Source organism: Alteromonas sp. M12 (assembly GCF_037478005.1).
GTDB classification, from domain to species: Bacteria; Pseudomonadota; Gammaproteobacteria; order Enterobacterales; family Alteromonadaceae; genus Aliiglaciecola; species Aliiglaciecola lipolytica_A.
In genome coordinates this window covers 2,860,416-2,873,403 of record NZ_CP144164.1, presented here as the reverse complement: position 1 = coordinate 2,873,403, position 12,988 = coordinate 2,860,416, and the positions used below count along the sequence as shown (strand labels likewise).

Here is a 12,988-nt window from a genome sequence, read left to right as displayed (position 1 = left end):
GCTGGGAAATGTAAAAAATGGCCGTCTACATAAGAGTTATGAAAGACGGCCGAATAGTCGGGAATGACATTTGGTACAGTTAAATAAAGGTATTTACATATTGCTGTCGAATTGAAATTCAACTTTATTCAGTAATTGCGCATCATCAATGTTTAGCTCGACTTCACGATAAAGAATGATTTGACCTGCAACAGTTGCCCCTTGTTTTATACTCAAAGTAGGCACTGAATGATCGTTATTGTTACGATTATTTTTGTGGAAAATGATATCGCCCAGCACTTGCGTGTTGTTGGTTAGCAAAATATCTCCGTTGTGAGTGTGCACAGAACCTTCGACTACAACACCATTTAACTTAATCTCACCATTGATGGTTTCGACCTCTTGAGCAACTTTCGAAGAATGCTGCAAACTGATATCACCGTTGACGGTTTTGACAAAACCTGCACTGCTAAAATGGTGACCCGCTTCAATGTCACCATTTACGGTTGACGCATTTTCGACTGTGACATAATCACCCATTTCGATACTGCCATTGACCGTATCGACAGTTCGAGCAGTCACATCATCGTGTAACTCAATGCTGCCATTTACTGAGCTGACGTTAGAGACGTGTTTACCTTGAGATACTTCTAATCCACCAAAAACACTACTCACGCTATTACCGTCCGATGTGTCGTTACTACCGCCTCCAACATGGATGATGCAACCAGATAAAACGAGCATAGTAGAGGTGGCGATGATTGCTCGTGAAATAGTTTTTAGTGAGTTAGCGCTTAACATAAAATTCCTAAGTATGTGTGATAATTGTAATTTGAGTTGTATTTTTATAAGAAGTTGCAGAACTCAGGCCATATTTTTAACTGTATGATTTTAATGTGTTTTTTATTTTATGAGAATGAAATAATTAATTTTTTTAGGCAGAATAACAAAATATTAGTCAATTATGCTGAGTGTTTAGCGATTTTCACAGCGCCTTGTTTAGAGAGTAAATGAAGTCGGGTAGGTCACTCAAATAACGGGATTTAAGCTATTTGGTATTCCCACAAGCGCCGCCTTTCAACGACGCTTTTGAGGGGTAAATTGGGTTTACTTATTTACTTTTTTTCTAAAAGGGTGATTAAACTGGACGTGTCGAATCTACCCCCTCCATTGGCCTGAACTTGGCTATAAAATTGATCTACTAGAGCCGTTAACGGTAAATGTGCCTTCGATACTCTCGCTTGGTCCAATACTATACCGAGATCTTTGCGCATCCAATCGACGGCAAACCCAAAGTTAAACTCATTATCTAACATAGTGCTGGCACGATTATCCATCTGCCAAGATTGTGCAGCGCCTTTAGAAATAACCTCAACAACTGCCTCAGCATCTAAGCCATTTTGTTTGGCAAAGTGTAATGCTTCAGATAAACCTTGTACTACACCGGCAATGCAGATTTGATTCACCATTTTGGCCATTTGACCACTACCAACCGGACCTAACAGCTTTTGCATTTTGGCGTAACAGCGAATTAGCGATTCTATTTTTTGATAGTCCCTTGGCTCAGCTCCAACCATCACGGTAAGGGCACCGCTTTGTGCTCCCGCTTGGCCGCCAGAAACGGGGGCATCTGCATAGCCGATATTTTTGGATTGAGCTATTTGCGCTAGTTCTTGTGCCACTAAAGCCGATGTCGTTGTATGATCAACAAAAATACTGCCTTCTTTCATTGTATTAAATGCGCCTTTATCACCTACTGTTACTTCCCGTAGGTCGTCATCGTTACCCACGCAGGCAAAGACAACATCTTTACCTTTTGCTGCTTCAGCGGGGGTTGCAGCTTTTGCACCCTTATACTCCTTTAACCAAAGCTCAGCTTTGCTATCAGTGCGATTATAAACGGTCACTTTATGGCCTGCATTGGCTAAATAGCCCGCCATAGGAAAACCCATGACCCCTAGGCCAATAAACGCGATATTCAGAGAATGATTTTGATTCGACATAGGAATTCCTTTTAAAATTATGCGCGTTGAGCGCTAGTCTGCTGTTCGTCAGTGGTTTTGGTTTTTAAGCCACTACTGGATTCTAAAACATAGGTTTTTGGCATAAAGCAATCTACCGAAGACTCCTGCATTTCTTTGTTAAACTGTTCAGGATAATCATCTGTCAGTAAACAGCCAGCTTCAAGGCTAGGGTATATTTCATCATAACGCTTTATTTCTGTTTGGCTTATGCGCCGATAAATATGCCCTCTGTTGATTGAGCTATGGTCAGTCAGGCCTGCTGAAGAGACTATATCTAAAGTGGCATGTACTGTTTCTTGGTGATACCTGGCCACTCGTTGGGCTTTGTCTTCGACCACGATGCCTTTGGCTAAATTCTTATCTTGTGTGGCAATCCCGGTGGGGCATTGGTTAGTATTGCACACTAAAGACTGCACGCATCCCAGTGCCATCATCATACCGCGAGCGCTATTACAAATGTCTGCACCTACCGCAATATTTCGCACTACGTGAAAGCCGGTAAACGTTTTGCCACTTGCAATGACTTTGATGTCTTTTTTAAGATCGAAACCTTGTAAAATATCGCAAACATACACAAGTGCTTCTCGAAGAGGCATGCCCACTGAGTTAGAGTATTCTAATGGCGCTGCACCTGTGCCACCTTCACCACCGTCTACAGTGATGAAATCAGGTTTTATGCCGGTTTGAATCATGGCTTTACACATCGCCACAAATTCACTTTTTTGACCTATACAAAGTTTGAAACCAATGGGTTTTCCGGCTGATAAATCCCGCAATTGTTGAATAAAATCCATCATTTCAAGAGGCGTTGAGAATGCACTGTGTCCGGGAGGTGAGTCGACGCGGGTACCTGGTTCGACTAATCTTATTCGTGCTATTTCAGCGGTATTTTTATCCGCAGGAAGAATACCACCATGACCTGGTTTAGCGCCTTGTGATAATTTGATTTCAATCATCTTTATCGATTCTTTTTGGGCCACTTGCTTAAACGCTTCAGGATCAAAATTTCCCTGATTATCACGGCAACCAAAGTACCCCGTACCGACTTGCCATACGATATCGCCGCCATTCTCAAGGTGATAAGGGCTAACGCTGCCTTCTCCAGTATTGTGATAAAAGTTACCTAGCTTTGCGCCTTTGTTTAAGGCGCGAATGGCGTTTGCACTTAACGACCCGAAACTCATAGCTGATATATTAAATACACTGGCTTCGTATGGTTGTTTGCAATCTGGACCACCAACCTTAACTCTTGGTTCAGGCTGCTTTTCGTCGTAATGTATCGCGCCTACTGAATGGCTTATCCATTCATAGCCAACATTTTGTGTTTGTAGTTTTGTTCCATAGGGCAGGGAGTCTAATTGACCCTTTGCGCGTTGGTATATAACCGAACGAAACATACGATTAACAGGCACTCCATCAGTTTCTGATTCAAAAAGATACTGGCGCAGAAAGGGTCTTATATCTTCCATTAACCATCGCCCGTGACCGACTATGGGGAAATTTCGTAACAGTGCATGTTTGGTTTGAAATATATCGTAAAAACCAACAACGGTTAGGGGGATAAGAATAATGAGTCCCCATGTAGACGCTGACCATAAAACGCTGGCAAGGATTAACAGCCCCCAACTTAAAAAACAAAATACATAAAATGCTAAACGCATGATTTTCCCCATTCAACACTAAACCACTATTTTGATTAGGATAATGTTCAGTGAACTAGTTTATAACGTCAACCTGAGATTAGATTGAACTTCTTCGATAAGTGTCTTGGGAACATGGTGTTCTTTGGCTAACGTTTGCCATTGTGACACCTGTTCTACGACCTCATCTATGATGCGATCAATTTTTCGTTTATTAAAAATTGGACTTAACTGAGAAAAGGAATATAAATCCTTTCTATCAAAGTTATCACGCTTGCCATTTATAGACATCCAATGACTGTTGACCCATCTACTGCCTGGTTTGTAACTGTACGCTAAGTCATAGGCAGGGGCTAACGTCCATTGTTGCTGTTGATCAAACATAAACGAAATATTTTTTGCATGATCATCGTGATTTTTGGCCACCACATTGAATACCATTCTTCTGAATATTTGTTCGGCTTCTTTAGCAGATAACTTTAAGCTTCGGGCAACGTCAAATAACTCTGCATAAGAATAGATTCCCACTTGCTTAAAACTAACGTGAGCAAGTCCATTTAATGTTTGGACGTGGACTTTGTCATTGCCGATACGATCAAATCTTTGGGTGATAAAGTGTCGTCGTTTACCTTCGTTGAGCAAATAACAGGGCATCATATCTATTTGACTGGCCGTGGCCATTAAATAGTAAACGTATTCCATTGCCCCATAACCGGTGGGATCACCAAATGTTTCCTGGTTCTTATTGTGTTCACTTACCCCATCAAATTTCATTAAATAATGGCTGAACCCGTCTGGCGCATTAGTTTGTCCAGAACGCACTTGGGTAAAATCTGAATTAAATGCTAAAACCGCTTTCGGCCTTGCGCCACCAGCACTCATACCAACCGACATTAGCGCCATCATCGCTTCTTTGTCCTCATAACCTTGTTGATTCAAAGATACATTAAATTTGGACCTTTGATTGACAATGTCTTGGGCAACTTCCACGAGGTTTTCAACCTCAAGTTGCTGTGATGAGTTAAGATTTTTATGCCGGGTCGCTGGGGCAAAAGTTAGTGCGCCCATGCCGCGAGTACCTGCGTATTTTAAGCGTTGAAGAGGGGATATATCCTTTGCTGATTTCCCCTGCGAAGCAACCCATGCATTGATGACGGCATTACCAAAATCATCGGGTAGGGAGTCAGCAACCAATCCGGGGAGGCCTTTAAATGCGGCAAAGTCGGTTTCAGGGAAAGTATAAATCTGTTTTGATAAAGGCATTTTTAACGGTGACAATTGAATACCGGTTTTGATGAATGCTGGAGTGTACTCGAACGCGCCCAGCTGTTTATCAGGATCATAGCTAACCGCACCAACTTGGTGATCCTGGTAATTCACTATGACTACCTCTTTTACCATGCCGGATCACCTTTTTTACTTGCTGGATTATTACCTGATGCTCGTTGTCTTTGTTGGCCTTGCCGTTTGGCTAACTGAATGGGGGACTCGGTTGGAATAGGAATAAACAGATCCAGTTGTTTGCTCAATCCCAAAGCGACTAAAATAGCTACCACTGTTTCTAATTGAGCATGACCTTTTTCCGCGCGCATAACCACCTTTCTGGAAAGGCCTGTTTTATCTGCGATGTCTTGTTGCGTTAAATCAGCATTCAGGCGGGCTTGTTTCAAACGTTCACCTAAATCGGCTACAATCTCTTTTGTTTGCATAACTACCTAAAGTGATAAAAAGGACACATTAATAAACAATATACCAATAATGTCCCAATTTAATGACTTTATCAACATCTATCTTAGTGTGCTTATTTTGGGACTTAACATGAATTATGTTTGTTAAAGTCCTATTTTTGGGACTTTATTCTTGGCGGGTTATAATCGGTTTTGATTAAAGAATTGGGTAATTGCGTTAGCATCTATATCAACACCATGTTTTTCAAGCCAATGGATCGCATCTACCAGTGAAGAGAAAAACTGATAATTAACCTCGGCAGCTTGATAACCAGTAGATAATTGTTGCTTGATTGTATTACTGATATCAGAATCTAGAATCACTACTGCCACCGCTGTAATCCCCAGCTGCTTGCGTAAAAAGGTCTGCTTTTTAAACAAGTTATAAGTTGAAGGTGGAAATAAACTTTCTCCATATAAACAACTTAATTGCGCCCATGGACGGTTTTTATCAACCGTGTGGAAATTGTCAATCGTTTGCTGCAGTGAACCCTCTAATGCTTCATCATTCCATGGGCCTCGCCCACTAAAAAGTAACACTTGGCCACATTTTCCTATGACATGCTCACCATGTTCTTGCAAAATAACTGTACCTTTAAATGCTTGTCTGACTAAGTTAAAACTATAGACTGGAAAAAGTAAAATTGTTATAAAAAATAACGCGAAATGTCACGAATAAATCTAATTATTGTTTTAAATATCAGTGGCTATTGCAATCTATCAAAAAGATAAACAAAAAATCTTGTTATCGTTTAAAAAAATAAAATGCAGGGATTGCAGTAACCCCTTTTTCTAAAATATCGTTACCATCCGCTATATGGATTTTAGGAGTTGGAGCGAAAACATCTCCATAGGAAGCACCAGTAACAACGACTTTTTCAGATAGCGATTTCTGTAACTCAATTGGTAATCTGCCGGTAAAAACAATTGCTTCTGGATCAAGTAGACTTTGGATGGCTTTGAGTGGGAACTTCATAGTTTCAACACATGCTGTTACCCAAGATTTGATGTTAGTGTCTTGATTGGCAATCGCTGCCTGAATTTTCTCAGGAGTGGCCTCTTCCCCCCAAACAGCACTCAAATGTTTGTAAAGTGATCCCAAGTTGGGCCTTAGTTGCGATTTATCGCTACTAAATAAGGTAGAAATTTCGCCAGCATTTCCAAAAGCACCATCGACAACCTCACCTTCAAAAACAAAACCACCACCTATATCTAGAGTAAACAGCATGAGATAGAAACTTTGCAGCGTAGCTCCTTTTTTAGTTAACGAAAAACCAATAGAGGCAGCGTTTCCGTCATTTTCTACAAAACAGTGTTGTTTGTATCGTTTTGCAAAGGTTTCTTGAAAATTAACAACAGACCAACCTTGCGGATCTTGTTGGGAACAAATACGGCCTTCTTCGTTAGTAAAAAATCCAGAAATAGATATACCTATCCCTAAAATATTAATTGAGGGATCTAACTCTGAAAATAATTGGTCGAGCATAGATAAGGCTGCTTTAATTGCTAGTTCTGCCGATAAGAATGTCCCATCTTTACAAAATCTAACGATGTTTGTGCGGTCGAGATCATCTAATAGAACTACCACTCTATCGTGTTCGAAAACCACCCCAACACTAGCAAAAACTCCGGGGATTAACGTCAAGTAAGTAGCTGGTTGTCCTCGCTGCCCAGCGATTTTTGAGTGCTCTTCAACTATGCCAAGGGATATTAAGTGCTTAGTCAGTCTCGTTAAAGTTTGATTAGATAATCCCGTTGCCTTGGCTATTTCCGCACGAGTTGCTTTGCGGTTTCTACGAATATTTTCAATTACTTTTTTATGGCTACTATTTAGCTGTTTTTCGATGTGCGAAATGGATGTTATTTGCTGTAGCGTTTGCAATGTAAACCCCTTGAAGGAAGTAAATGACGAAAACCAAGAACAATTAGAAATCTAGCCACTGTATAGAATAACAATTAGGTAACTTAATTACCACCTTGATAATTAAGTTAATTGGCAGGTAAATAATACAAAACTCCAAATTAGTTATAACCTTTTGAATATTATTATTATTTTTGTAAATCCAAAATTATTTTTGAAATATTAAGTATTGACGTGGTAATTAATGGTTGACAATTTATTCTTGCGTGGCTAGTTTAAATACCAGAGTGGTAATTAATAATAAAAACACACTGTCAACATCGAGGAAAATTAATGAGCAGAACAAATGTTACTCCCAGAGCAAGTAAATTCAGCAAGGTCTCGACTGCGGTAATCTTAGGATTGTTAAGTAGCGCGTCTGCTAACCTTTATGCCCAAGAGTCAAGTGAAGGTGACGTTGAAGCCATTACGATTAAAGGTGTAAGAGGTAGCCTTTTAAAATCTCTTAATCAAAAACGATTTGCAAATAAAGTGGTCGATGTCATTACCGCCGAAGATATAGGTAAGTTTCCAGAAGCTAACTTGTCTGAAGCGATTCAACGTGTACCGGGTGTCACCTTAAATCGAAACCCTACAGGTGAGGGGACTGCAATTAACTTACGTGGTCTTGGTCCTGAATTCACCTCTACTGAAGTTAATGGAATGTTAGCGGGGGGGAGTGATGGTACTCGTGGCTTCTCATTCGAAATTTTTCCAGCTGAATTATTTAACAGTGTAGAAATATCCAAGTCAGTGACTGCAGATCAAGTGGAAGGCGGCATTGCTGGAAGCGTTTCTCTGTATACGCCAGATCCGCTAGCAACCAAAGATCAAGTGCTCAATGTTTCTGTTTACAATAACTACAGTGATAATACTGGCACAAACAGCCCAAAAGCGTCAGTAGTATTTAATCAAAACTGGGATGACACTTTTGGTATCAATGCCGCATTGGTGTATTCAGATACTGATATGCAGAATAATGAAGTACGTGGCAGTAGCCATAGTCCTTTATCAGCCGTTTGGACTGGACCTGACGTGGGCGAAGAAGGTGGCCCTACCCAAGAGCAACTTGATGCTTTGTATCCTCGTATTGAGAGTTTTGGTTATACTTCAGAGGAACGTGAAACCCTCGGCGCTGTATTAGGTCTGCAGTGGCGCCCTAATGATGATCTTGATATTAAAGCACGGGCACTTGTTGGCAAGATTGATGCTGATCGTGTAGAAACAATTTTAGATGCACCCTCTGAGAGTAATATTACCGCTGTTAGTAACACTGTGATTGAAAACGGTATAGCAACTCAAGCCACATTAACTGGTGTGCAACAACGTGTTGGTGCAAGACAAGAAGCGATTGATGAAGAGGTAAACCAGTTCACTTTAAGTGCAGATTGGCACATCTCTGATAGCTTGAAATTTTCACCCTATATTGGCCACTTTAGTCGCGAAAAGATCAACAGTAATGACTTGTTTTCATTTCGCAGAATGGAAGAAGACGGCAATTTCTATCCAGCTGATGTAAGTTACATTATGCGCGACAACTACTTAGAGTGGTCTACCCCTGATACTGATTTTGCAAGCAACCCTGAAGAATTTGTTGTTAACGTGTTCATTCGTCGTCCTCTTGAAACCAAGGACTCAAACAATACCTTGAAGTTGGATTTTGAATACGATAACGGCGACTTGATGAAAGTTGACTTTGGTTTGCGATTTACCGACAGAGAATTGGAACAACATCAAACCAGATCTGATATCAGGGCAGAAAGCTTCTTAGCTGATGGGGTAACCCCATTAAATCGTCGCACTGATTTACCTACTTTAGCGGATGTATATACTCCACTAGACCGTTTTAATGTAGATGGTGCAGGCTTTGCGCCATCGACGTTAATTGGTGGTGATCCTGCGCAAATTCTATCAACTTTCTTTAATGCAGATGGTTCGCCCATCGATGGTTTATACGAAGATGTAAACGAACCTTTTGAACTAATCAACAGCTTTGAATTGCAAGAACAAACCATTGCAGCCTATGCTCAAGCAAATATAGAAGTAAGTGAAAGTGTTACCTTAAGTACTGGCTTACGTTTTGTTCGAACCATTCAAACCATTGATTCGCAAGTGACTACGGATTCTTCTGATGTAAATGCGTTCAGCCCAGTTACCTTGAAAAGCGATTATCAAGAGATTTTACCGAACATGAACGTACGTTATGCTCTTAATGACGATATGGTGGTACGTGCGGCTTACTTTAAGAGCTTAACACGACCTGCGCTAGGTGAATTAGCTGCGTTTGAAAGCTTTAACGGCATCGATGAAGGCGGCGGTCTTGGTTCACGTGGTAACCCTGATCTGCAACCGTTTACAGCAGATAACTATGACATAGGTTTTGAGTGGTACTTTACTAGTGAAGCTGTAGCTGCGATCAATATTTTCTATAAAGATTTAGATGGTTTCATTGATACCTCATCTACGACTGAAATTAGAGAGTTTCCTAGACAAAGTGATGGTGTAATTGTAAGTGGACCTATTATCTTTACCCAACCTGCAAATGGCGTTGGTGCAACCATTACCGGTATTGAGTTAGCTTATCAATCTAGACTCGGATTCATCAGCGAATCCTTAGACGATTTTGGTCTGTTGGCAAACTACACAATGATTGATAGTGCCGCGCAATATTCAGACGAAGGTGACGTGCGTAATTCTGGTTTACCTGGATTGTCAGAAAGTAGTTACAACTTGGCCTTGTACTATGATGTCCCTAGCTTTAATGCGAGATTGTCTTATACATGGCGAGATGAATATTTGGTGGAATTTGCTTCAACCGCGGGTATTCCACAATGGCAAGAAGAGTATGGACAGCTTGACTTTTCCGCCAGTTACAATGTGACTGATGCACTGCAAATACAAGTGCAAGGGTTAAATCTGTTAACTGAGCAAGAAGTGAATCGTTCGGTTCAAAATACCCCGTACGATCTTGCACAAATCGATAGAAGATTTGTTATTGGTGCCAGATACTCGTTTTAATAACGAAAATTAGGTTAAGGAGCATCATAAGATGCTCCTTATTTAAGCCTACCAATCTAAACTATCAACTCTAAGCCAATATTTCTTACCGAGTGAATTATCATGCCAGTGTTCGGTTTTTCAATAAGATGCTTTGTCATTGTTTGCGCATTATTGGTAAATGCGTGTTCCACTCCAGTGCAGACTAAAACTGGCTTGCCAGTAGCATTTACTGATGCAACTCAAACAGTCATTTCGCCTGGACTAAGCTACTTTAAGGTGGATAGAGGTGAGCTTTCTGGATATTTTGAATTGACCAGTTCAGTGATGTCTGTAACCGACGCTAACGCCTTAGTAGATGCATTGAACAAACATGTATCGAGACTAACGATAAATTCAAGAAGTCACAATTTAAAACCTAAAATGATTGATCTGGTTGAACAGGCACCTGATGGCAGTGATTTAGGAAAGTTAGTTACAATTGGTCAGTTTAATACCTTAGCTGATGCACAAATTATGCAACAACAACTTGCGGCAATTGGTTTACAAATGCGTTCTTCACACAGTACCCAACGAAGTGGCGGTATGGGTAAACAAGAAATCAGTATTCTTAAATTAGTGCCTTCTCAATACACAGGCACTCTGACGTCGTCTTTAGCTAAGCAACAAATAACAGGTGTTGAAAAAGTATCGGAAATAGCTAAAAAAAATCTAGCGGTAGCTGCCGTCAATGGTGGTTTTTTTGCATTTAATTCAAGCCAAGGGATCATTGGCGATGTGGCAGGCTTAGCAGTAATTGACGGCATATTAGTTAGTGAAGCTGTGGCCGGCAGACCTGCTTTATTAATCAACAATCAACCCTCATTATCGGTTGAAATTTTAAATAATGTGCAATCTCAAATTAGTTTAACTGTTGAGGATAAAAACTTTTATGTAGATGGCATTAATCGTCTATCGGGTAAAATATTTAACTGTGGTTTCGGTCATCCTAAAGTTGTGGCAATACACGATTTTGTTTGTCACAAATCTAATGAAATCATTGTTTACAATCATTATTTTGGCAATCTTCATCCGGTGTTAAGCAACAGCGAGTTTCACTTTTTCGTGGATGAAAACAATTCTGTTTATTTTAATCGTCTGGATATGTCAACTTCTTTACCTGTTGGCCATCGTCTTGTTGTTGCTTCTGGTGATTCAGTCTCACAACTCGAAAAGTTTGTATCAACAAAAACAAAGGTAGTTATTAATCAGCAGGTAACTAGTGATTCAGGTGAACTGACTTTGCGCAAAGGTATGTATGTGATTAATGGTGGACCAACACTATTAGTTGATGGCAAACAACCTATTTCTCAACGACGCTCGCAAGGGTGGGGAGTGACCCCTGTTAAAGGTGGTACCGCTGCTATTGATCATCGAGACGATATTTCTGAAGCGTTGCCAGAGAACAATCGAATCAACTTTTACCAAAATTGGGTTTTAAAGCGCCATCCTCGTACAGCGGTGGGCGTTACTAATACAGGCGATGTATATGTAGTAGTGGTTTATGGAAGAGATCCGTTTAAAAGCATAGGGGCATCTATTACTGAAATGTCAGAGCTTATGTTGGAGTTAGGTGTTCAAAAGGCGATCAATCTTGATGGTGGCGGTTCTAGTGTAATGGTTGTTAATGGCCAGATAACAGGAAAACCATCGGATAGTAATGGGGAAAGGGCAGTCGCTGAAGCGTTGCTATTTACGGCGAAATAAAAGGTTTAGAAGTGGTAACGGGAATAACAAATACATTGAAAAAGAACTCAACACCAGGTGAATCCCTCATTTTAGGAATTGATGGTGGTGGTACTAAATGCAAAGCCGTTTTGATGTCACCAGATAATGTGGTTTTAGGTGAAGGTACTGCAGGGCCTGGAAACCCTGTTTATGGTATCGAGCAGGCTAAAGACTCTATTAAAAACAGTGCGCTCATGGCATTAAAACAAGCGGGTATCAGTCCAAGTGAATTGACTAAAATTCCGGTAGGGTTAGGTCTTGCAGGCGTAAACCTACCTAAGCATTACGACACCATTATGAAATGGCAGCATCCGTTCAGACAAATATTTTTAGCCACGGATTTATTGATTGCCAGTTTAGGTGCTCATAACGGGGGGGATGGCGCTGTCATAGTGACAGGCACGGGATCGTGTGGGTTTTCCTATGTGAATCAAAAGTCAACGATATTAGGCGGGCATGGATTTCCCCAAGGAGACAAAGGCAGTGGGGCTTGGTTTGGTTTAAGGGCGGCAGAACAGGTTTTACTGTCACTTGATGGATTAGGCCATCCAACCAAACTCGTTAACGTTATGCTGGAACAACTTAATGTGAAAAACAGCGAAGAGCTGACAGAAAAAGTTGCAGGTAAACCAGCATCATTTTTTGCTCAATTGGCTAATTGCGTTTTTATTGCGGCAAGTTCAAAAGATGAAATAGCAATTTCCATTGTTCAAGAGGGAGCAGGTTACATTAACGGCATGGCTGAAAAGTTAATGAATACCCATCCTCCCAGAATATCCCTTATTGGTGGTTTAGGAACCTCATTGTTCCCATGGCTAAACAAAGCAATCCAAAATGCACTATCTGCTCCCTTGTCGCCACCGGAAGTAGGGGCTGTCTATTTTGCTAGACAAAATATGAATGGCTTCCCATCAGATAAATCAATTTCAATAGCTACATAAATAAGAGTTTTAC

Annotated in this window: 10 protein-coding genes; 3 read left to right on the top strand and 7 right to left on the bottom strand. The window is 40.6% G+C overall.

All coding sequences use genetic code 11. The features are described from left to right. Positions 1-93 precede the first annotated feature (93 nt). The 7 genes from VUI23_RS12390 to VUI23_RS12360 form a co-directional block, all read right to left on the bottom strand. Positions 94-780 (bottom strand): DUF4097 family beta strand repeat-containing protein, encoded by a 687-nt coding sequence (locus VUI23_RS12390; RefSeq protein WP_216048481.1) that lies wholly within the window; start codon positions 778-780, stop codon positions 94-96. A 314-nt stretch (positions 781-1,094) separates the two neighbouring features. After that, complete coding sequence (locus VUI23_RS12385) at positions 1,095-1,982, bottom strand: NAD(P)-dependent oxidoreductase (RefSeq protein ID WP_303500808.1); 888 nt, start codon at positions 1,980-1,982, stop codon at positions 1,095-1,097. A gap of 17 nt (positions 1,983-1,999) precedes the next feature. Further along, positions 2,000-3,664 carry an FMN-binding glutamate synthase family protein gene (locus tag VUI23_RS12380; RefSeq protein ID WP_342804552.1) on the bottom strand — a complete coding sequence of 555 codons (1,665 nt, stop codon included), beginning with the start codon at positions 3,662-3,664 and terminating at the stop codon, positions 2,000-2,002. A 60-nt stretch (positions 3,665-3,724) separates the two neighbouring features. Next, on the bottom strand, positions 3,725-5,044 hold the full coding sequence (locus tag VUI23_RS12375) for a type II toxin-antitoxin system HipA family toxin (protein ID WP_342804551.1): 1,320 nt from the start codon (positions 5,042-5,044) through the stop codon (positions 3,725-3,727). Beyond that, a complete protein-coding gene (locus VUI23_RS12370) occupies positions 5,038-5,352 on the bottom strand; it encodes a helix-turn-helix transcriptional regulator (RefSeq protein ID WP_216048485.1) in 315 nt (104 codons plus the stop codon). The genes VUI23_RS12375 and VUI23_RS12370 overlap by 7 nt, the downstream gene beginning before the upstream one ends. Positions 5,353-5,511: 159 nt before the next feature. Next, on the bottom strand, positions 5,512-5,910 hold the full coding sequence (locus VUI23_RS12365) for a hypothetical protein (RefSeq protein ID WP_342804550.1): 399 nt from the start codon (positions 5,908-5,910) through the stop codon (positions 5,512-5,514). 205 nt (positions 5,911-6,115) lie between these two features. Then, positions 6,116-7,252, bottom strand: coding sequence for an ROK family transcriptional regulator (locus VUI23_RS12360; protein ID WP_216048486.1), 1,137 nt, complete (start codon positions 7,250-7,252; stop codon positions 6,116-6,118). Positions 7,253-7,564: 312 nt separating this feature from the next. Here VUI23_RS12360 and VUI23_RS12355 point away from each other — a divergent pair, with 312 nt between their 5' ends. The 3 genes from VUI23_RS12355 to VUI23_RS12345 all read left to right on the top strand — a co-directional run bounded on the left by VUI23_RS12355 (position 7,565) and on the right by VUI23_RS12345 (position 12,975). Further along, positions 7,565-10,288, top strand: coding sequence for a TonB-dependent receptor (locus tag VUI23_RS12355; protein WP_342804549.1), 2,724 nt, complete (start codon positions 7,565-7,567; stop codon positions 10,286-10,288). 177 nt (positions 10,289-10,465) lie between these two features. Next, positions 10,466-12,013, top strand: coding sequence for a phosphodiester glycosidase family protein (locus VUI23_RS12350; RefSeq protein WP_342804548.1), 1,548 nt, complete (start codon positions 10,466-10,468; stop codon positions 12,011-12,013). 35 nt (positions 12,014-12,048) lie between these two features. Continuing rightward, complete coding sequence (locus VUI23_RS12345; RefSeq protein ID WP_252729105.1) at positions 12,049-12,975, top strand: BadF/BadG/BcrA/BcrD ATPase family protein; 927 nt, start codon at positions 12,049-12,051, stop codon at positions 12,973-12,975. The last annotated feature ends 13 nt before the right edge of the window (positions 12,976-12,988 follow it).